General features: G+C 68.8%; 19 protein-coding genes. 10 read left to right on the top strand and 9 right to left on the bottom strand.

Annotated elements, in window-relative coordinates:
• The first annotated feature begins 59 nt into the window (after positions 1 to 59).
• The 3 genes from EV640_RS08520 (at position 60) to EV640_RS08510 (ending at position 2,907) form a co-directional block, all read left to right on the top strand.
• Positions 60 to 788 (top strand): response regulator transcription factor, encoded by a 729-nt coding sequence (locus EV640_RS08520; protein WP_036473118.1) that lies wholly within the window; start codon positions 60 to 62, stop codon positions 786 to 788.
• Positions 789 to 849: 61 nt separating this feature from the next.
• Positions 850 to 2,412, top strand: a complete 1,563-nt coding sequence (locus EV640_RS08515; RefSeq protein ID WP_051500744.1) for a sensor histidine kinase — start codon at positions 850 to 852, stop codon at positions 2,410 to 2,412.
• A 204-nt stretch (positions 2,413 to 2,616) separates the two neighbouring features.
• Positions 2,617 to 2,907 carry a WXG100 family type VII secretion target gene (locus tag EV640_RS08510; protein ID WP_036473115.1) on the top strand — a complete coding sequence of 97 codons (291 nt, stop codon included), beginning with the start codon at positions 2,617 to 2,619 and terminating at the stop codon, positions 2,905 to 2,907.
• A gap of 168 nt (positions 2,908 to 3,075) precedes the next feature.
• Here EV640_RS08510 and groL read toward each other — a convergent pair whose 3' ends face one another.
• Entirely contained in the window at positions 3,076 to 4,713 is a 1,638-nt protein-coding gene (groL, locus tag EV640_RS08505; protein WP_036473112.1) for a chaperonin GroEL, read from the bottom strand.
• Between the two features lie 351 nt (positions 4,714 to 5,064).
• On the opposite strand from groL, the gene EV640_RS08500 reads away from it, so the two are divergent.
• Positions 5,065 to 6,267, top strand: coding sequence for a lipid II:glycine glycyltransferase FemX (locus EV640_RS08500; protein ID WP_051500743.1), 1,203 nt, complete (start codon positions 5,065 to 5,067; stop codon positions 6,265 to 6,267).
• A gap of 19 nt (positions 6,268 to 6,286) precedes the next feature.
• On the opposite strand, the gene pcaC is transcribed toward EV640_RS08500, so the two are convergent.
• The 6 genes from pcaC to EV640_RS08470 form a co-directional block, all read right to left on the bottom strand.
• Positions 6,287 to 6,670, bottom strand: coding sequence for a 4-carboxymuconolactone decarboxylase (gene pcaC / locus EV640_RS08495; RefSeq protein WP_036473108.1), 384 nt, complete (start codon positions 6,668 to 6,670; stop codon positions 6,287 to 6,289).
• Positions 6,663 to 7,538 (bottom strand): alpha/beta fold hydrolase, encoded by an 876-nt coding sequence (locus EV640_RS08490; RefSeq protein WP_084479272.1) that lies wholly within the window; start codon positions 7,536 to 7,538, stop codon positions 6,663 to 6,665. The genes pcaC and EV640_RS08490 overlap by 8 nt, the downstream gene beginning before the upstream one ends.
• A complete protein-coding gene (locus tag EV640_RS08485) occupies positions 7,531 to 9,000 on the bottom strand; it encodes a lyase family protein (protein ID WP_084479271.1) in 1,470 nt (489 codons plus the stop codon). The genes EV640_RS08490 and EV640_RS08485 overlap by 8 nt, the downstream gene beginning before the upstream one ends.
• Before the next feature lie 23 nt (positions 9,001 to 9,023).
• Positions 9,024 to 9,605 (bottom strand): protocatechuate 3,4-dioxygenase subunit alpha, encoded by a 582-nt coding sequence (pcaG, locus tag EV640_RS08480; protein WP_036473106.1) that lies wholly within the window; start codon positions 9,603 to 9,605, stop codon positions 9,024 to 9,026.
• Positions 9,606 to 9,607: 2 nt separating this feature from the next.
• Positions 9,608 to 10,405, bottom strand: coding sequence for a protocatechuate 3,4-dioxygenase subunit beta (pcaH, locus tag EV640_RS08475; RefSeq protein ID WP_036473103.1), 798 nt, complete (start codon positions 10,403 to 10,405; stop codon positions 9,608 to 9,610).
• 107 nt (positions 10,406 to 10,512) lie between these two features.
• Positions 10,513 to 11,256 carry an IclR family transcriptional regulator gene (locus EV640_RS08470; RefSeq protein WP_036473100.1) on the bottom strand — a complete coding sequence of 248 codons (744 nt, stop codon included), beginning with the start codon at positions 11,254 to 11,256 and terminating at the stop codon, positions 10,513 to 10,515.
• A 127-nt stretch (positions 11,257 to 11,383) separates the two neighbouring features.
• Here EV640_RS08470 and EV640_RS08465 point away from each other — a divergent pair, with 127 nt between their 5' ends.
• The 3 genes from EV640_RS08465 (at position 11,384) to EV640_RS08455 (ending at position 14,042) form a co-directional block, all read left to right on the top strand.
• Positions 11,384 to 11,752, top strand: coding sequence for an MFS transporter (locus EV640_RS08465; RefSeq protein WP_036473097.1), 369 nt, complete (start codon positions 11,384 to 11,386; stop codon positions 11,750 to 11,752).
• A 50-nt stretch (positions 11,753 to 11,802) separates the two neighbouring features.
• Complete coding sequence (locus EV640_RS08460) at positions 11,803 to 12,558, top strand: IclR family transcriptional regulator (protein WP_133726275.1); 756 nt, start codon at positions 11,803 to 11,805, stop codon at positions 12,556 to 12,558.
• A gap of 140 nt (positions 12,559 to 12,698) precedes the next feature.
• Positions 12,699 to 14,042 (top strand): 4-hydroxybenzoate 3-monooxygenase, encoded by a 1,344-nt coding sequence (locus tag EV640_RS08455; protein WP_243832279.1) that lies wholly within the window; start codon positions 12,699 to 12,701, stop codon positions 14,040 to 14,042.
• A gap of 61 nt (positions 14,043 to 14,103) precedes the next feature.
• Here EV640_RS08455 and EV640_RS08440 read toward each other — a convergent pair whose 3' ends face one another.
• Positions 14,104 to 14,877 (bottom strand): SDR family NAD(P)-dependent oxidoreductase, encoded by a 774-nt coding sequence (locus tag EV640_RS08440; protein ID WP_036473417.1) that lies wholly within the window; start codon positions 14,875 to 14,877, stop codon positions 14,104 to 14,106.
• A 189-nt stretch (positions 14,878 to 15,066) separates the two neighbouring features.
• On the opposite strand from EV640_RS08440, the gene EV640_RS08435 reads away from it, so the two are divergent.
• From EV640_RS08435 to EV640_RS08425, 3 genes are read left to right on the top strand one after another with little or no spacing between them, the layout of a single operon-like run.
• Complete coding sequence (locus EV640_RS08435; protein ID WP_036473093.1) at positions 15,067 to 16,563, top strand: CoA-acylating methylmalonate-semialdehyde dehydrogenase; 1,497 nt, start codon at positions 15,067 to 15,069, stop codon at positions 16,561 to 16,563.
• Positions 16,564 to 16,593: 30 nt separating this feature from the next.
• Entirely contained in the window at positions 16,594 to 17,529 is a 936-nt protein-coding gene (gene mmsB, locus EV640_RS08430) for a 3-hydroxyisobutyrate dehydrogenase (RefSeq protein WP_051500742.1), read from the top strand.
• Positions 17,530 to 17,532: 3 nt separating this feature from the next.
• On the top strand, positions 17,533 to 18,309 hold the full coding sequence (locus EV640_RS08425; protein ID WP_036473092.1) for an enoyl-CoA hydratase-related protein: 777 nt from the start codon (positions 17,533 to 17,535) through the stop codon (positions 18,307 to 18,309).
• Positions 18,310 to 18,318: 9 nt separating this feature from the next.
• Here EV640_RS08425 and EV640_RS08420 read toward each other — a convergent pair whose 3' ends face one another.
• Positions 18,319 to 18,825 (bottom strand): MarR family winged helix-turn-helix transcriptional regulator, encoded by a 507-nt coding sequence (locus EV640_RS08420; RefSeq protein WP_036473091.1) that lies wholly within the window; start codon positions 18,823 to 18,825, stop codon positions 18,319 to 18,321.
• Positions 18,826 to 18,860 lie beyond the last annotated feature (35 nt).

Below are 18,860 nucleotides of genomic sequence, written 5' to 3'. Positions count from 1 at the left end.
CCACTCAACAAACAGGAAGTGTCCAGCGATCTCCCAGATACCGGGAGCAGACTGACCAGGTGACTGATAAGACTCCTGAAGCCAAGCTCCTCGTCGTCGATGACGAGCCCAATATCCGAGAACTGCTGGCCACCTCGCTGCGGTTCGCCGGATTCGAGGTCGCCGCGGCCGGAAACGGTCGTGAGGCGCTGGAGACCGCAGAGACCTTCCAGCCCGACCTTGCGGTCCTGGACGTGATGCTGCCCGATATGGACGGCTTCACCGTCACCCGACGGCTGCGCGCCGCCGGCAAGCACTTCCCTGTGCTCTTCCTCACCGCACGCGATGACACCGATGACAAGATCACCGGCCTCACCGTGGGCGGCGACGACTACGTCACGAAACCCTTCTCGCTCGATGAGGTCGTCGCGAGGATCCGGGCCGTGCTGCGCCGCACCGCGCCGTTCGAGGACGAGGACGCCGTGATCGTGGTGGACAACCTCGAGCTCGACGACGACGCCCACGAGGTCCGCCGCGGAGGCGAGATGGTGGAGCTCTCCCCCACCGAGTTCAAGCTGCTGCGCTACCTGATGATGAACCCCAATCGAGTGCTCTCCAAGCAGCAGATCCTCGATCACGTCTGGGAGTACAACTTCAACGGCGACGCCTCCATCGTGGAGTCCTACATCTCCTACCTGCGCCGGAAGATCGAGTCCGGCTCCGAGGGCGCCCCGATGATCCAGACCAAGCGCGGGGTCGGCTATGTGCTCCAGACCTGGGAGCGCCGCCAGCGCTCGCAGGGCCTGTAACAGACTGAGTGACGCTGTGCGGGTGTCCACCCTGACCCCCTGCGGCACGTAAGGTCTGGGTATGCGCCCGTTCAGCTCCGTGACCCAGACCTGGCGCAAGGCTTCACTGCGGACCCAGCTGGTGCTGATCATGTCCGGACTGCTGGTGCTGACCCTGTTCGTGACCACCTTCGTCTCCGCCTCGCTGTTCCGCCAGGAGCTGCTGCGCAACCTCGACGAGGACATCTACTCCAACGCGAACAACGTCTCGATGTTCCTCACCCGGCGCAGCGCCCCCGAGATCGGTGAAACCCAGTCCATCCTGCGCTTCTACGGGATCCTGATGGACTCAGAGGGGGAGCTGCTGCAGGCCACCTCCACCCAACCGGCCGGCTCCGGCGGCGACATCCCACAGATCCCCAGCATGACCTTCGACGAGGTCTTCGAGCTCTGGCAGGACGGCGAGGTCCTCGATGTGGCCGGCACCCAGGAGGGTTCCCGCGGCTGGCGCGTGCACGTGATGCCGCTGGAGAACGGAGAGGACAGCCTGGCGGTCGCCCTGCCGCTGGAACAGGTGGAGACCTCGGTGGAACGTGCGACGTTCCTGGTGGCCACCATCGGGCTGATGGCCACCCTGGGCGCCTCCACCATCGCCTACGCACTGGTCACCCGGGCCTTCCGCTCACTCTTCCACGTGGAGAAGACCGCCGCAGAGATCGCCGCCGGCGACTTCTCCAAGCGCGTCGAGACCACCGCTCCACCGGAGACCGAGATCGGCCGGCTCTCGCGCTCGCTCAACGTCATGCTGGAGCAGATCGAGACCGCCTTCCAGGCCAAGAGCACCTCGGAGGAGAATATGCGTCGGTTCATCCAGGATGCCTCCCACGAGCTGCGCACCCCGCTGGTGACCATCCGTGGATTCTCCGAGCTCTACCGCCAGGGCGGGGTCAGCGACAACCCTGAGGCCGTGGGCATGGCCATGGGCCGGATCGAGTCCGAGGCCAAACGGATGGGCCAGCTGGTCGAGGACATGCTGACCCTTGCCCGCCTGGATGAGCAGCGGCCGCTGCAGAAGGCACCGCTGGACCTGAACCTGATCGCCCACGACTCGATCATGGATCTGGCCGTCAACGCCCCCGATCGCGAGACCCGGGTCGTCGGCCTCGACGGCGGCTCCCCGGCAGCGGCCCCTGCTGTGGGCGACGAGGGCAAGATCCGCCAGATCGTGATGAACCTGGTGACCAATGCGCTGCGCTACACGCCGCAGGGGACTCCGCTGGAGATCGCGGTGGGCACCCAGGAGGGTGCCGACGGTGAGACCGACGCCGTGTTGGAGGTCCGCGACCACGGCGAAGGGATCGCTGCCGAGGACGCCGCGAAGATCTTCGAGCGGTTCTACCGGGCGGACAACTCCCGGCAGCGCGAGACCGGTGGCACCGGCCTTGGACTGGCCATCTGCGCCGCCATCGCCGCGCAGCACCAGGGCACCGTGCGCCACAGCAGCACCGAGGGCGGCGGAGCCACCATGACGCTGCGGCTGCCCATGGTGGCCCTCGATGATCAGAGCGATCATGAGACCGACATCGACGAAGACGAGCTGGACCAGCTGCGCGCGGCGGCTCGGGAGCATCACACCCCCGAGTGAGCCTCGGAGCCGGCACCGAGAGCACCCCCGAGGTCTTCCCCAGTTCGGCCGGGCACCCGGGAAGGGCTCGGGCGTTCCACAGCTTCTCTCCGGCGGCGCTGCGCCGCCGCGGCCCTGGGTACGGTGGCTCGGACCAGGGCAGGGCACCGGGCCCCGCCCGCACCCGATCTGCACCGACGGTGCCGGTCACCCGAGGAGAGAACCATGGCGATACTTCAGATCGACACCGCGGAGCTGCTGGCCAAGAGCCAGACCGTGGAAGCCACATTGGGCCGCATCCAGACCGATGTCAGTTCGATGGAATCTCAGCTGCGCCAGCTCCAGGAGTCCTGGAAGGGCGCAGCCTCCACTGCGTTCCAGGATGTGCTGACCCAATGGCGGGGCACTCAGGCCCAGGTGGAGCAGTCGCTGGCCAGCGTGCGTCAGGCGATGGCGGCAGCCTCCACCCAGTATGAGGAGACCGAGTCGGCGAACACCCGGATGTTCGGGCACTGAGCCTGCGTCCACGGAGCCTGCGTCCACGACCTCGCCGTGCCCATCGCAAGCGTCCAGCGCGAGCGTCCATGATGGAGGCTCCGCTGAACAGAGAACCCCGCCGCAGACCAGGTCTGCGACGGGGTTCTCCCCTAGCGGCGGGGCGCGAGGAATCAGCGGGTCAGCTGATCACATCATGCCGCCCATGCCGCCCATCGGGTCCATGCCCTCGGCGCCGGCGCCGGCGGAGTGCTTCTCCGGCTTGTCGGCGACGACGGCCTCGGTGGTGAGGAACAGCGAGGCGATGGAGGCGGCGTTCTGCAGTGCAGAGCGGGTCACCTTCACCGGATCGTTGACGCCTGCTTCGAGCAGGTTCTCGTAGACACCGGTGGCGGCGTTGAGGCCATGGCCATCGGGGAGTCCGCGGACCTTCTCGGCCACCACTCCGGCCTCCATGCCGGCGTTGATGGCGATCTGCTTCAGCGGGGCCTCCACGGCGAACTTCACGATGTTCGCGCCGGTGGCCTCGTCTCCGCTGAGCTGCAGGGTCGCGAAGGCGCGGGCGCCGGCCTGGATCAGGGCCACGCCGCCGCCGGCGACGATTCCCTCATCCACAGCGGCCTTGGCGTTGCGCACGGCATCTTCGATGCGGTGCTTGCGCTCCTTGAGCTCGACCTCGGTGGCGGCGCCGGCCTTGATGACTGCCACGCCTCCGGCGAGCTTGGCCAGACGCTCCTGAAGCTTCTCGCGATCGTAGTCCGAGTCGGAGTTCTCGATCTCGGCCTTGATCTGGGACACGCGGCCGGCGATCTCGTCGGCCTCGCCGGCACCTTCGACGATGGTGGTCTCGTCCTTGGTCACCACGACCTTGCGGGCGGTGCCGAGCAGCTCCAGAGTGGTGTTCTCCAGCTTCAGGCCGACCTCTTCGGCGATGACCTGGCCACCGGTGAGGATGGCGATGTCGGCGAGCATGGCCTTGCGGCGGTCACCGAAGCCGGGGGCCTTGACGGCCACGGACTTGAAGGTGCCCTTGAGCTTGTTGACCACCAGTGCGGCCAGGGCCTCACCCTCGACGTCCTCTGCGATGACCAGCAGCGGCTTGCCCGACTGCATGACCTGCTCCAGGACGCCGATGACGTCCTTGACCGAGGAGATCTTGGAGTTCGCGATCAGGATGTAGGGATCTTCCAGGACTGCTTCCTGGCGCTCGGCGTCGGTGACGAAGTAGCCGGAGAGGTAGCCCTTGTCGAAGCGCATGCCCTCGGTGAGCTCGAGCTCCAGACCGAAGGTGTTGGACTCCTCGACGGTGATGACGCCTTCCTTGCCGACCTTGTCCAGCGCCTGAGCGATCAGTGCGCCGATCTGCGGGTCACCGGCGGAGATGGAGGCGGTGGCAGCGATCTGCTCCGTGGTCTCGATCTCCTTGGCGGACTTGAACAGCTCCGCGGTGACCGACTCCACGGCGATGTCGATGCCGCGCTTGAGCGCCATCGGATCGGCGCCGGCGGCGACGTTGCGCAGGCCTTCTTTGACCAGGGCCTGTGCGAGGACGGTGGCGGTGGTGGTGCCGTCGCCAGCGACGTCGTCGGTCTTCTTGGCGACCTCCTTGACCAGCTCAGCGCCGATCTTCTCGTAGGGGTCCTCAAGCGTGATCTCTTTGGCGATGGAGACGCCGTCGTTGGTGATCGTGGGGGCACCCCAGGACTTCTCCAGCACGACGTTGCGGCCGCGGGGACCCAAGGTGACCTTGACGGCATCGGCGAGGACGTTCAGTCCGCGCTCGAGGCCGCGGCGTGCCTCTTCATCGAATGCAATAGTCTTTGCCATAGTGGCGCGTGTCCTTCCTGGACTCGGCTGATCTCAAGCCGTGGTGTGTGACTTTCAGACGTGTTCGCGTCTGCTGGGTCGAACCATTCCAGGTGCCCGCGACGGACGGCCGTTCCCGCGTCACCGGGAACTTCTGTATGGCCTCACCTGCTCAGGTTCCTCTAGCAGTCTCGACACGAGAGTGCTAAACCAATTTTTAGCACTCTCCCCTACCGAGTGCAAACCTCTGCGCCGAGGGCAGATTGTGCCGCCGCCCTTGCGCAGCGGCGCCGCGTATGGGTGACGGAGCACAACCGGGCCTGAACCTGATCTCCCAGCGGCGCAGGAACCAGACGGTACCCTTGAGGCGTGATGGAGCATAGAGATTCAGGCGTCGCCGCCGTGTACCAGGTCCGCCCGATCAGCCCCGAGGAGCACACCCGCTTCCTCGCTGATCATCAGACCGCGTCGTTCCTGCAGAACCCGCGCTGGCCCGCGGTGAAGCAGGAGTGGCAGGCCCAGAGCCTCGGAGTCTTCGACGCCGACGCCGGGCCGGACTCCGCGCCGGTGGCCGCGACGCTGGTGCTCTTCCGTCGACTCCCGGTCCCCGCCGCTGTGCCGCTGCTCGGGAACAAGCGGCTCGCCTATCTCGCTGAGGGCCCGGTCATGGACCCGGTCGTCGTCGACCTTGAGCTGCTGCTCCCGCCGCTGATCGCCTACCTGAAGACCTCCGGAGCCTTCCTGATCCGCATGGGCCTGCCCTCGGTGCTGCGTCGCTGGGAGGCCAAGGAGGTCCGTCGCGCCCTGGCCGCCGGGGAGAACACCAGCATCGAGGAGCTTGACCCGCTCGAGATTGATCCGGCCGGTGCCGCTCAGGCCGAGAAGTGGCAGCGAGAGCTGCGCGCGCTGGGCTTCAAGGCACCCGCGCCGAGCACCGACTTCGAGGCCGGACAGCCGCAGTTCCAGGCCCGCATCCCGCTCACCGACGACGCCGGCGCCGTCTTGCCCATCGAGGACGTGCTGGCCCGGATGGATCAGTCCTCGCGCCGCCAGACCAAGAAGTCCACCCGCTCCGAGCTCGAGGTGAGCGTCGGCGGCGAGTCCGACCTCGCCGCCTGGCACGCGCTCTACTCCGAGACCGCCGACCGTGATGACTTCACCGGCCGGCCGCTCTCCTACTTCCAAGACATGTACCGCGAGCTCAACGCCTCACCGCTGAGCGAATGCACGCTCTACCTGGCGCATTTCCAGGATCAGCTCCTGGCTGCGGCCATCTATGTCCGGCAGGGCCAGTTCGCCTGGTACGTCTATGGCGCGTCATCCTCCGAGGAGCGCAAGCGCTATGCGCCCCGCGCGCTGCAGCTGCGCCAGATCGAAGACTCGCTCGCCGCAGGCTGCCGGTGGTATGACCTCGGCGGACTCAGCCCCTCATTGGACCCGGAGTACCCGCTGGCCGGGCTGACCCGGTTCAAGACGACCATGGGCGCCGATGTGGTCCAGACCCTCGGCGAATGGGACTACCCGGTCAATCCGCTGCTGGCCAAGGCGTTCAACCTGTACATGTCGCGGCGCTGAGCCGGTCCCGTCAGCTCATTCAGGCGCCGCTGCGCTCTTCCTCCAGAACCCGACGGCCGATGCTGAATGCGGTGTTCGCGGCGGGGACCGAGCAGTAGATCGCGCACTGCAGGAAGACCTCTTTGATCTGGTCCTCGGTGAGCCCGTTGCGCAGCGCCGCGCGGATGTGCATCTCCAGCTCTTCCCAGTAGCCGCCGGCGATCAGCGCGGTGAGCGTGATCACCGAGCGTGTGGGCCGGTCCAGACCGGGACGGGTCCAGATCGATCCCCAGGCGTAGTTGGTGATCAGTTCCTGGAAGTCCTCGGTGAAGCTGTCCTTCTTCGCCTCGGCGCGGTCCACATGGGCATCGGAGAGCACCTCACGGCGCACCTTCATGCCCTCCTGGTAGCTGGGATCAGTCATTGAGGAACTCCTTGAGCAGTCGTGCGGTGGCCTCAGGGGCTTCGGCCGGCGCCTGGTGAGCGACGCCGTCCAGCACTGCGGTCCTTGTATGTGGGGCGGCGGCGAGGTCCTGGACCGCCGAGGGTGGGCACACCGGGTCCTGCGCCCCGCTGATCACCAGAAGCGGTCGGACGACGCCGGCAAGCTCGGCAGTCAGGTCATAGCGCCCCAGTGCCCGGCAGGCCTGGGCATAGGAGTGTCGATCGGTGTGCTGCAGCGAGCGCAGCAGCCCGGTGACCACGGCAGGCTGACGGGCCATGAACCCCGGGGCGAACCAGCGCTGGGCCGATCCTTCGACCATGGTGGGCGTCCCCGCCTGGGCGACCAGTTCGGCGCGCTCGCTCCACATCTGCGGGTCACCGATCTTCGCGGCCGTGCACAGCGCGACCAGCCGGGTGAACCGGGTCTGCGGGCGCAGCGCCAGGGTCAGGCTGACGGTGCCCGCGATCGAGACCCCGGCGGCGTAGACCGGGAGATCCTCCGGCATCCCGTGGGTCTTCGTGAGCTGCGCGAGAAGCTCCTCCACCGCGTCGGCGAGGTCGGCGATCTCGAAGGGCGCGGTGTAGGGCGCGGCGGCCCCGTGCCCCGGCAGGTCCCAGCCGATGACGGTGAAGCTCTGCTGCAGATGCTCCAGGGCGCCCTCCCACAGGACCGCGACGCTGGTCCCCAGGGAGGGCCCCAGCACCAGGACCGGGCGGGTTCCGCTGCGCAGGTCCTCCACCGACCCGCAGAGCAGCTGCGGGACGAGCCTCAGGGCGGACCCGGGCTCGGTGGGCTCAGGCTCGGGGGGCTCAGGCAGGGTGGGCTCAGGCAGGGTGGGCTCAGGCATGATCGATGGGTCCTTCCGACGGCGCGGCGGTCCGGGTGGTGTCGGGGTGAGTGGTGTCGGGGTGAGCGGTGTCCGGGTGGGTGGTGTCGTGCTGAGTACCGTCGTGCCGATGGAAGTCGCTGACTGCGGCATCGATGAACTCCTGCGCCCGGCCCAGGTACTGGTGCGGGTCGAGCAGCTGATCGAGCTCCGCCGCGGTGATCGCGGTACCGAGGCTCTCCTGCAGCAGACCTCGCAGCGGCACAGCTTCGACGGCGCTGCGTCGCACCAGATCCTGCAGCGCCGGCCTGCCGCCGGGGAAGGAGCCGCCCAGCCGGGCCATCACACGCTCGCTGAGCACGGCGTCGCCGCTGAGCCGCAGATTCGCCGCCATAGCATCGGGGCGCACCACGAGACCTTCGAACAGCTCGGCGGCCCGGGCGGCGGCGCCGCCGCTGAGCCGGGTCAGCTCGATCAGGCTCGGCCATTCGGCGTGCCAGGACCCCGCTGGGCGTTCATCCTCCGCCGCCGCGGCCGCGAGGTAGAGCGTGCTCAGCTGGGCGGGACCGGCCAGGGAGGCGGAACGGATCAGGGTCGAGAGCACCGGGTTCTGCTTCTGCGGCATCGCAGAAGATCCTCCCCGGCCGGGCGCTGCCGGCTCCCGCAGCTCAGCGATCTCGGGGCGCTGCAGGGTGAGCACGTCTCCAGCAAGCTTCCCCAGCGCGGCGAGCAGGCCGGCGAGGGCCGAGCCGAGGTCAAGGATCACCTGGCGCTGGGTGTGCCAGGGGCGCGGCATCGGGCACAGCCCCAGGCGGGCGGCGAGATCGGTGCTCAGCGCGGCGGTCTGCTGTGCGCCGAGCGCGTCGCTCTGTGCGGCCTGTGTGCCGACGGCGCCGCCCCACTGCAGCGGCAGCGCCGCCGCCGCGAGCTCCAGTCGTCGAATCGAATGGGTCAGCCCGTCGAGCCAGCCGGCGCAGCGCAGCCCGAAGCTGGTCGGCAGCGCGTGCTGGGTCAGCGAGCGGGCCACGCAGAGCGTGCCGCGATGGTCCTGGCTGAGCCGGCTCAGCGCTGCGCCCGCCCGGCGCGCATCGGTCAGAAGCACCGCTGCGGCCTCCCGGCACAGCAGCATCAGGGCGGTGTCGAGGATGTCCTGGCTGGTGGCTCCCCGGTGCAGCGCGGCGTCGGAGTCACCGGTCGCTGCCAGCGCACCGCGCACGGCACCCAGCATCGGGATCACCGGGTTCCCGCCGCCGGGGCTCTGGGACGCGATGTCTTCGACGTTGATCCCGGCCCGCTCCGGGTCCTGGCTGATCGCCGCGATGGCGGCGGCGCTCTCCGCCTGCGCCTCACCAGCATCGGCGAGCGCCTGGGCCCAGGCGGCCTCCACGCGCAGCATGGCCCGCAGGATGGACTCCTCGGACATCAGCCGCGCCGTCGGGGTGCCGGCCCAGACCGGGCTGAGGATTCCATAGGGTCCAGTCATGGCGGGGGGTTCGCTCCTGTCGGTCAATCCACGGGGCCGGTGAATTGCGGGGTGTTGGGATAGGTCAGGAACACGGTCTCATCCTCGCCCTGGAAATGGATGTCGAAGCGCAGGCTGCCGTCGGGCTCGCGGGTGGCCAGCATCGTGTGCCGGCGCTCCGCGGGCACCGAGCTCAGCAGCGGGTCCCGCTCCAGCGTGGCCGGGTCGGCGGGCAGGTAGGCCCGGGTGAAGAGGCGGTCCATGAGTCCGCGGGCGAAGATGGTGACCAGGACGTAGGGCGCGACCTCGGAACCGGTGCTGCCGGGTTCCAGCGTGGTGAAGCTGTAGTGACCCACGCCGTCGACGGCGGCGCGGCCCCACCCGGTGAAGGTGTAGCCGTCGCGGTGCAGGGATCCTGGCTGCTGGGAGATTGCTCCGAGCTCATCCGGCTGCCAGATCTCCAGCAGCGCATCGGGCACGGGCCCGCCGTCGCCGTCGTAGACCGTGCCGTGCAGCCGCACGGCACCCGGGTGCGAGCGGTCCACCAGAGCCTCGCCGCCGGGGTAGGGCAGGGCGTAGCCGAAGAAGGGGCCCACGGTCTGGCCGGGGGTCGGGGTGAGTTTCATGATCAGTGCTCCTCCTCCTGCTCGGCCCAGGTGCGGTTGCTTCCGGAGAGGACGATGTCCCAACGGTAACCGGTGTTCCATTCATGCTGGGAGACCGAGTGGTCATAGGTCGCGACCAGGCGATCGCGGGCCGCCTGGTCGGTGATGGACTGGTAGATGGGGTCCAGAGCAAAGATCGGGTCCCCGGGGAAGTACATCTGGGTCACGATCCGCTGGGTGAAGTCGGTGCCGAAGAGCGAGAAGTGGATGTGCGCCGAGCGCCAGGCGTTGTTGTGGTTCTTCCACGGATAAGGTGCCGGTTTGATGGTGGTGAAGCTGTACTCGCCGTTGGGCCCGGTCAGGGTGCGTCCCACCCCGGTGAAGTTGGGATCCAGCGGAGCGGGGTGCTGGTCACGCTTGTGCATGTAGCGTCCTGCGGCGTTGGCCTGCCACATCTCCACGAGCTGGCCGGCGACGGCGCGGCCCTCGCCGTCGAGGACCCGGCCGGTCACGATGATCCGTTCCCCGATGGGCTCGCCGTTGTGCTGGATCGTCAGATCGGACTCCAGCGCGGAGACGTCGCGGTGGCCGAAGGCGGGGCTGTGCAGCTCGATGTCCTCGGGGTCCGCGTGGTGCAGGGACTTCGTGGGGTGCCGCAGCAGCGAGCTGCGGTAGGGGGCGAAGTTGAGCCGGGCATTGGTCTCCACCGGACCGCCGGCGTCGCGCTGAGCTCGATACTCCGCGTGGATGGCGGCGATCTCCGCGTCGATCTCCGCCTGAGACAGGACGGCGGCGTCCGGGTCGGTGTTCTTCTCGGCCATGGGGCTCTCGCTCCTCGAGGGGGATCCGCGGCGGACATCGCCGAGGTGTGACGTGGTTCTCGTTCAGTCTGCGGGCTGGACGACTCGACCCGCCACACGATTGCCATTCAATGGCTCAGCCCGTCCAGGGCGCGGCTGATTCCGCGCCCGGCGGTCTGCAGCGCCATCAGGAACTGCGGGATCTCGCGGGAGCCGCGCGGCACCACCACGGTCAGCGCGGCCACCGCGTGGCCATCGGCACCCAGCACCGGCACCGAGACCCCGGTGGTCTCGGCGTTGATCATCCCGCTCAGCTGGGCATGGCCACGGGTCCGCGCCTCGGCGAGCTCCCGGCGCAGCTGCGGACGGGACTCGGCGATCAGCTGCTGCCTCGGAGCCCACCAGTGATCCACCACATGGGCCGGAGAATGAGCGAGCAGCACGTGCCCCATCGAGGTCAGGTGGGCCGGCATGGTCGTGGCGACCTCCGCCGGGTTGACCACCGCCCCGTGGCGCGAGATCCGCTCCACGATCAGCACCCCGTGCTCATCGAGCACCGCGAGCTGGGTGGTCTGCCGGACCACCGCGTTGACGTCATGCATGAAGGGGAGCGCCGAGGTGCGCAGCGTCCGGCTGATCGGGGCGCGCTGCGCGATCTCCCAGAGCCGCTGGCCCAGGACCAGCTCCCCGGAGGCCGCGGTGGCGAGCAGTCCGTGGGCGCGCATGGTGCGCAGCAGTCGATATCCGGTGGTCCGGGGCAGCCCGGCCGCGTCGATGAGCTCCCCGGCAGGAAGGCTGGGCCGGGTCTCGAGTGCTGCGAGGATGCGCATCGCGCGATCCAGGACCGCATCACCGCTGGGCGAGTTTGCCATGGCCCAAGCCTAGCCGCGACCCGGAAGGGCAAGGCTGATCTCATTCAATGAGCCACCAGGGGCCAACTTCAGGCTGGGATTGTGCCCTGGGTCACGAGGGGCTGGCGTCCAACCCGACGAGGGCATCATGGGCGGGATCATGCTGATGATCGGCGGCACCATCGGCGCGGTCCTCTACGGCGTGTTCGCCTCCCGCTGGGACGTGCGTCGAGTCCAGGCGGTCTTCGCCGTGGGCTCCGGGGTGATGTTCATCGTCTTCATCAACGCCACCGCCTGGCTGCCGGCGGCGCTGGTCGCCGGGGTGCTGCTGGGCATGATCATCAATGGCTGCATCTCGGGCATCTACACGATCGCCCCGATGACCTACGCGCCGCGGCTGCGCTACACCGCTGCCGGGCTCATCGTCGCGCTGGCCGCCGTCGTCGTGCTGCGGATCTCGCTGCACCAGCGCACGGCGAGCGAGCTGCGCGCCGAGGCGCTCGCGGTCCGGGATTGAGCGGGACCGCACCGGGGTCGAGCCCGGACGTGGAAGCTAGCATGTGATCCATGGCGAACTCCCCCACCGGTGATTCGGTCCTGGCCCGGCTGGACCGGGTGCTTTCGACCTTCTCGGCGGCCGACAGCCTGCTCAGCGCTGCGGAGATCGCCCGGCGCACCGGCCTGCCGCCGGCGACCGCGCACCGGCTCTGCCGCGACATGGCCGAGCTGGGCTGGCTGGAGTCGCTGCCGGCCGGATACATGGTCGGCACCCGGCTCTGGGAGATGACCAACCGCTCGGCGCCGACCATGAAGCTCGCCGTGCGCGCTCGGCCCTATCTCTCCGATGTGCACACCGTGATGGGCCAGCATGTGCAGCTTGGTGTGATCGAAGGCCATGAGGTGCTCTTCGTGGATCGACTCTCGGCTCGGGAGGCCCCGCGCATCCACGGCGGGGTGGCTGGCCGGCTGCCGCTGCATGTCTCAGCCACCGGCCTGGTGCTGCTGGCCCATGCCTCGCCCGAGTTCCGCACCTTCTACCGCACCTTCTACCGCACCCACCATCAGGAGGCCGCGCCTTCGCAGATCATCTCCGAGGACCGGCTGGAGCAGGTGCGCCAGCAGGGCTACTGCGCGCAGACCGGGGTGATCGAGCGTGAGGTCACCGGAGTCGCGGTGCCGATCCGGCAGCGCGGCCGCTCGGTGGTGGCCGCCCTGGGCGTGGTCACCGATGACGACGACGTCGCCCGCCGCCCCGCACCCTGGGTGCAGATGCTGCAGATCGCCGCGCGGGGCATCCAGCGTGAGATCAGCGGCAGGACATGACCCAGGATCCCTTCACTCATCGCATTCAATGGGATTCCTGTGGCGCCGAGCACATCGGCTGAGCAGACTGGTCTGCATCGGGCCGAACCGTCGGGACCGGAAGACGCCTGGACCGCGGCGGCCCATCGAGAGGGAGACCCATGACCGAACATAGAACTCGAGTCGACGTCGGCATCGTGGGCGGCGGCCCGGCGGGGCTGATGACCGCGCTGCTGCTGAAGCGTCGGGGCATCTCGGCCGCGGTGATCGAGACCCGCACGAAGGACACGATCCACCACACCCAGCGTGCGGGGATCCTCGAGGCCGCCACGGTGAATATGCTGGTGGACGCCGAGGTCGGGTCCCGCGTGCTGACGGCGGGCCATGAGCATGAAGGCACGGTGCTCAGCTTCGACGGCGAAGCGCACCGCATCGACTTCCAGGCCCTGGTCGGACGCTCGGTCTGGCTCTACCCGCAGAACGAGGTCTTCTTCGACCTGGCCAACGCCTGGGAGCGCGAGGGCGGGGAGATCCACTGGGCCGTCACCGACACCCAGGTCCATGACGTGGAGACTGCGGCTCCGCGGATCAGCTTCACCGATGCGGCGGGCCAGGAGCGCGGCATCGAGGCCGATCTGATCGTCGGCACCGATGGGTCCCGCTCCATGTGTCGGAAGCTGATCCCCGAGCAGGTCCGCACCGATCACTTCATCTCCTACCCCTTTGCCTGGTTCGGGATCCTGTGCGAGGCCCCGCCGACCGCCCCGGAGCTGATCTACGCGAACTCCGAACTCGGCTTCGCGCTGATCTCCCAGCGCAATGAGACGGTCCAGCGGATGTACTTCCAGTGCGACCCGGACACCGATCCGCAGAGCTGGTCCGAGGACGCGATCTTCGACCACATCCAGGCGGTGCTGGGCCATGAGGGCGGGGTCCAGCTCAAGCGCGGACCGATCATCGAGAAGACCGTGCTGCCCTTCCGGTCCTATGTCTGTGACCCGCTCAGCCATGGTCGACTGGCGCTGGCCGGGGATGCCGGCCACACGGTGCCGCCGACCGGGGCGAAGGGACTGAATCTGGCCTTCGCTGATGTGCGGGCGCTGGTTCCGTGTGTGGAGGAGTTCATCGCCGAGCTGCGCGCCGGCCGGGCGGAGACCGGGTCCGGCGCGCCCGGGTCCGGCGCGCCCGGGTCCGGCGCGCCCGGGTCCGGCGCGCCCGGGTCCGGCGCGCCCGGGTCCGGCGCGCCCGGGTCCGGCGCGCCTGGGTCCGGCGAATCCGTCTCAGTCATCGAGACCCCGGCGGCGCTGCGCCGCTACTCGCGCACCGCGCTGGACCGGGTCTGGAAGGCGCAGAACTTCTCCTACTGGGCGACGAACCTGCTGCACCGCCACCCCGAGGAGAACCCTTTCACCCACCGACGACGCCGCGGCGAGTTCGACGCGATCACCGGCTCGGTGCACGGGCAGGCCTACTTCGCGGACTCCTACACCGGATGGAGCGACTGAGCCTCCGAAGGGCGGGCGCATTCGGGCGGCTCGAGGCCTGTCCGGACCGCGAGCGCCTGGGCTATCTCGGCTCCAGCCGGATCGCGCCGTCGAGCCGGATGGTCTCGCCGTTGAGCATCGGGTTGGCCACGATCTGCATGACCAGCCGGGCATAGTCCTCGGGCGCACCGAGTCGAGCCGGATGCAGCGTCTTGGCACGCAGCGACTCCTTGGCCTCCTCGGGAAGACCCGCCATCATCGGGGTCTCGAAGAGACCTGGCGCGATGGTCATCACCCGGATCGCGTGGCGGGAGAGCTCCCGGGCCGCGGGAAGCGTCAGCGAGGCCACGGCGCCCTTGGAGGCCGCGTAGGCGATCTGTCCGATCTGGCCCTCGAAGGCCGCCACCGAGGCGGTGTTGATCAGCACCCCGCGCTCACCGGCCGAGGGCTCGTTGTCCTGCATCGCGGCGGCCGCCTGGCTCATCAGGTTCACCGTGCCCCCGACGTTGATGGCCAGGACCCCCATGAACTGCGACTGAGACAGCGGGCCGTCCCGGCCGAGCAGCTTGCCCGGGGTGGCCACCCCGGCGCAGCTCACCGCGATCCGCAGCGGCCCCTGTTCCACCGCCGCCGCCACAGCCTGGCGGGAGGTGGTGGGATCGGTGATGTCTCCGGGCCAGAAGCTGGCGCGCTCGCCGAGCGAGGCCACCGCATCCGCACGCGCCGTGCTGGACCCGGCGTCGGGCAGGTCCACGACGACCACGTGTGCGCCGGCGGCGATCAGGGCCTGGGCGGTGGCATGGCCAAGGCCCGAGGCGCCTCCGCTGACGACTGCACTGGCTCCAGACAGCTCCATTCCCATCTCCCTCTTCCTCGAGTTGCTCCAGCCGCACCGGCCCAGATACCGGTCGCACGAGCGATAGTTGCACATCCAATAAGTTGAGCTTAGGCTAACACGGTGAGAGCTGAATCACATGCGCCACCAGGTCGATCAGCACCTGGGCAGGCAGCCCCGAGGCTGATCCCGACGCGAAGGAGCACCTCCATGACGGATCTGACCCACTTTATCCATGGCAGACACGTGGCCGGCACCTCGGGGCGCAGCCGCGAGGTCTTCAACCCGGTCCGCGGCGAGGTCACCTCCCACGTGCCCCTGGCAAGCGCCGCGGAGGTCTCCCAGGCCATCGACTCGGCCCAGGCCGCCTTCGGCGAGTGGTCGGCGATGAACCCCCAGCGGCGCGGCCGCATCCTGCTCAAATGGGTGGAGCTGATCAGCGCCCACCGTGATGAGCTTGCCGAGACGCTCTCGGACGAACACGGAAAGACCTTCGAGGACGCCAAGGGCGACATCCAGCGCGGCGTGGAGGTCGTGGAGTTCGGCGCCGGAGCACCCCATCTGCTCAAGGGCGAGTTCTCCCACGATGCGGGCACCGGCATGGACGTCCACAGTCTGCGTCAGCCCCTCGGGGTCGTCGCCGGGATCACCCCGTTCAACTTCCCCGCCATGATTCCGCTCTGGAAGGCCGGTACCGCTCTGGCGGCGGGCAACACCTTCGTGCTGAAGCCCTCAGAGCGCAACCCCTCGGTGCCGCTGCGCCTGGCTGAGCTGGCGTTGGAGGCCGGCATGCCGCCGGGCACGCTGAACGTGATCAACGGGGACAAGGAATCGGTGGACGCGCTCATCGAGGACCCCCGGGTGAAGGCGATCGGATTCGTCGGGTCCAGCCCGATCGCCCAGTCGATCTATACCGCGGCCGCCGCGCAGGGAAAGCGCGCCCAGTGCTTCGGCGGCGCGAAGAACCACATGGTGATCATGCCCGACGCCGACCTTGATCAGGCCGCCGACGCGTTGATCGGTGCCGGCTACGGCTCCGCCGGTGAGCGATGCATGGCCATCTCCGTCGCGGTACCTGTCGGGGAGGCCACGGCTGAGGCGCTGCGCGCCAAGCTCCTGGAGCGCATCGAGAAGCTCGTCGTCGGGCCCTCGCTGGACCCCTCCAGCGACTTCGGACCGGTCGTCGGCGCGGACGCGAAACAGCGGATCGAGAGCTATATCGGGCTCGGCGTCGAGCAGGGTGCCGAGCTGGTGGTGGACGGGCGCGGCGTCGTCGTCGAGGGCCACCCGGACGGGTACTGGATCGGCGCCACGCTCTTCGACCACGTTACGCCAGCGATGCGCATCTATCAGGAGGAGATCTTCGGTCCGGTGCTGTGCATCGCCCGGGCTCGCGACTACGAGGAGGCCCTCCGGCTGCCCACGGAGCACCAGTTCGGCAATGGGGTGGCGATCTTCACCCGCGACGGCGACACCGCCCGAGACTTCACCTCCCGGGTGGAGGTGGGGATGGTCGGGGTGAACGTGCCGATCCCGGTGCCCATCGCCTACTACACCTTCGGCGGCTGGAAGGCCTCCGGGTTCGGTGACCTGAATCAGCACGGCGAGGATGGGCTGAAGTTCTACACCAAGACCAAGACGGTCAGCACGCGGTGGCCCTCGGGCACCAAAGAGGGCGCCAGCTTCACCATGCCTGAGGGGAGCTGAGCCATGGCAATCGACCCAGGAGGCATTTCCATGGGCGGCACCACCAGCGGAACCCCAGCGCACCCCAGCGTGGCGTTCATCGGACTCGGGAACATGGGCGGCCCGATGGCGGCGAATCTGGTCCAGGCGGGCGTGGCGGTCTCCGGCTTCGACCTCAGCGCCGAAGCCGTGGCGATCGCCCGCTCCAAAGGCATCGAGACCGTCACCGACCCCCTCGAGGCCGTGGCGACCTCGGACGTGGTGCTCACGATGCTCCCCTCCGGGCAGCACGTGCTCTCGGCCTACCAGGACTCCCCTGGTCTGCTCTCCGCGGCCCGGCCGGGGACGATCTTCTTGGACTGCTCCACGATCAACATCTCCGAGGCGCAGCAGGCCGCGGAGCTGGCTGAGCGCGCCGGATTCCGGGCCGCCGACGCGCCGGTCTCCGGGGGTGTGGTGGGCGCGGAGGCCGGAAGCCTGGCCTTCATGGCCGGGGGCCGGCCGGAGGTCTTCGAAGAGATCCGCCCGCTGCTGGAGATCATGGGCGGTCGAGTGGTCCACTGCGGCGGCAGCGGCCTGGGCCAGGCGGCGAAGCTCTGCAACAACATGATCCTGGGCGTCAGCCAGATCGCCGTGGCGGAGGCCTTCGTCCTGGGCGAGCGGCTGGGGCTGGACCACCAGGCGCTCTACGATGTGGTCTCCAACGCATCGGGCCAGTGCTGGGCGCTGACCACCAACTGCCCGGTCCCCGGGCCGGTGCCGAGCTCCCCGGCGAACCGGGACTTCACGCCGGGCTTCGCCGGCGCCCTGATGGCCAAGGATCTCACCCTCGCGACCAACGCGCTTCAGGACCAAGGCGTCGACGCGCAGCTGGGACGACTCGCCGCGGCCATCTTCTCCGAGTTCGCCCAGGGCCCCGGGGCGCGGCAGGACTTCTCCGGCATCATCGAGACCATCCGAGACAACTCCCACCACCCAGGAGCCTGAGGCATGACCGAATATTCCACGATCCTGGTCTCCACCGACGCGCGGGTCGGCAAGATCACGCTGAACCGGCCGGAATCCCTGAACGCTCTGAACACCACGATGATGGAGGAGGTGGTCCGCGCCGCCACCGAGCTCGACGCCAGCCCCGAGATCGGAGCGATCCTGATCACCGGCTCGGACAAGGCGTTCGCGGCCGGCGCCGACATCACAGAGATGGCGGAGCAGGACCATCAGGGGATGTATGCGGCGGACTGGTTCCGCCGCTGGGACGACCTGACCCGGCTGCGCACCCCGATCGTGGCCGCGGTGAACGGCTACGCGCTGGGCGGGGGGTGTGAGCTGGCGATGATGGCCGATGTCATCGTGGCCGGGGAGGGCGCGAGATTCGGTCAGCCCGAGATCAACCTGGGGGTGATCCCCGGGATGGGCGCCTCACAGCGACTCACCCGATCGGTGGGCAAGGCCAAGGCGATGGATATGATTCTCACCGGCCGGCGCATCCATGCCGAGGAGGCCGAGCGCATCGGTCTGGTCTCCCGAGTCGTGGCCGATGAAGACACGCTCGCGCAGGCCACGAAGGTCGCGGAGCTGATCGCCTCGAAGTCCAAGCCTGCCGCGCAGATGGCGAAGGAGGCCGTGGGTGCAGCCTTCGACTCCACGCTGCATCAGGGCCTGACGCTCGAGCGGCGGATGTTCCATGCGATGTTCTCCCTGGAGGACCAGTCCGAAGGCATGCGCGCGTTCCGCGAGAAGCGGGAACCGCAGTGGCGGCATCGCTGACCCAGCGGCTCAGGAGGGGAAGTCGCCTGCTCGCTGGCGGAAGTTCGCCAGGATGGTGTTCAACTGATCGATCTCCTGCGCCTCGAACCCGGTGTGCTCGAAGAGCTGCTCATTGAGCGCCCTGGTCGCCTGCTCGGCCACCTGCTTGCCCTCCGGGGTGAGGACCAGGAGCATGGCGCGTCGGTCGGAGTCGTGCGGCTCCCGGCGCACCAGACCCGCGGACTCCAACCGGTCCACGGCATTGGTGATCGACGTCGGATGGACCTGCAGCAACTGGCTCGCCTTGTTCATCGGCAGCCGCTCCTCGCGGGAGAACCCCAGCAGTGCGAGCACCTCGTAGCGGGCGAAGGTCAGCTTGAACGGTTTCAGGATGTCCCGCGCTCGCCCCAGGAGGATCTGCTGGGTCCGCATGATGGCGGTCACCGCCGCCGCCGGAGCGGCCGCAGCCGTCCATCCCTGGAGCTCCCAGTTCTTCTGGATCTCGGCGATCGGGTCCTTCGCAAGCGGGGGGTGCATGAAGGGCGTCTCCTCTTTCGTGCTCGGTCCGAGCA

Source organism: Nesterenkonia aurantiaca, assembly GCF_004364585.1.
GTDB lineage: Bacteria > Actinomycetota > Actinomycetes > Actinomycetales > Micrococcaceae > Nesterenkonia > Nesterenkonia aurantiaca.
This window is presented reverse-complemented; position numbering and strand designations above follow the sequence as displayed.

What these genes read in the sequence shown, in the direction of transcription:
- EV640_RS08515 (WP_051500744.1), top strand. Translation starts at nt 850, where the DNA reads ATGCGCCCGTTCAGCTCCGTGACCCAGACCTGGCGCAAGGCTTCACTG.
- EV640_RS08510 (WP_036473115.1), top strand. Translation starts at nt 2,617, where the DNA reads ATGGCGATACTTCAGATCGACACCGCGGAGCTGCTGGCCAAGAGCCAG.
- groL (WP_036473112.1), bottom strand. Translation starts at nt 4,713, where the DNA reads ATGGCAAAGACTATTGCATTCGATGAAGAGGCACGCCGCGGCCTCGAG.
- EV640_RS08500 (WP_051500743.1), top strand. Translation starts at nt 5,065, where the DNA reads ATGGAGCATAGAGATTCAGGCGTCGCCGCCGTGTACCAGGTCCGCCCG.
- pcaC (WP_036473108.1), bottom strand. Translation starts at nt 6,670, where the DNA reads ATGACTGATCCCAGCTACCAGGAGGGCATGAAGGTGCGCCGTGAGGTG.
- EV640_RS08490 (WP_084479272.1), bottom strand. Translation starts at nt 7,538, where the DNA reads ATGCCTGAGCCCACCCTGCCTGAGCCCACCCTGCCTGAGCCCCCCGAG.
- EV640_RS08485 (WP_084479271.1), bottom strand. Translation starts at nt 9,000, where the DNA reads ATGACTGGACCCTATGGAATCCTCAGCCCGGTCTGGGCCGGCACCCCG.
- pcaG (WP_036473106.1), bottom strand. Translation starts at nt 9,605, where the DNA reads ATGAAACTCACCCCGACCCCCGGCCAGACCGTGGGCCCCTTCTTCGGC.
- pcaH (WP_036473103.1), bottom strand. Translation starts at nt 10,405, where the DNA reads ATGGCCGAGAAGAACACCGACCCGGACGCCGCCGTCCTGTCTCAGGCG.
- EV640_RS08470 (WP_036473100.1), bottom strand. Translation starts at nt 11,256, where the DNA reads ATGGCAAACTCGCCCAGCGGTGATGCGGTCCTGGATCGCGCGATGCGC.
- EV640_RS08465 (WP_036473097.1), top strand. Translation starts at nt 11,384, where the DNA reads ATGGGCGGGATCATGCTGATGATCGGCGGCACCATCGGCGCGGTCCTC.
- EV640_RS08460 (WP_133726275.1), top strand. Translation starts at nt 11,803, where the DNA reads ATGGCGAACTCCCCCACCGGTGATTCGGTCCTGGCCCGGCTGGACCGG.
- EV640_RS08455 (WP_243832279.1), top strand. Translation starts at nt 12,699, where the DNA reads ATGACCGAACATAGAACTCGAGTCGACGTCGGCATCGTGGGCGGCGGC.
- EV640_RS08440 (WP_036473417.1), bottom strand. Translation starts at nt 14,877, where the DNA reads ATGGAGCTGTCTGGAGCCAGTGCAGTCGTCAGCGGAGGCGCCTCGGGC.
- EV640_RS08435 (WP_036473093.1), top strand. Translation starts at nt 15,067, where the DNA reads ATGACGGATCTGACCCACTTTATCCATGGCAGACACGTGGCCGGCACC.
- mmsB (WP_051500742.1), top strand. Translation starts at nt 16,594, where the DNA reads ATGGGCGGCACCACCAGCGGAACCCCAGCGCACCCCAGCGTGGCGTTC.
- EV640_RS08425 (WP_036473092.1), top strand. Translation starts at nt 17,533, where the DNA reads ATGACCGAATATTCCACGATCCTGGTCTCCACCGACGCGCGGGTCGGC.
- EV640_RS08420 (WP_036473091.1), bottom strand. Translation starts at nt 18,825, where the DNA reads ATGCACCCCCCGCTTGCGAAGGACCCGATCGCCGAGATCCAGAAGAAC.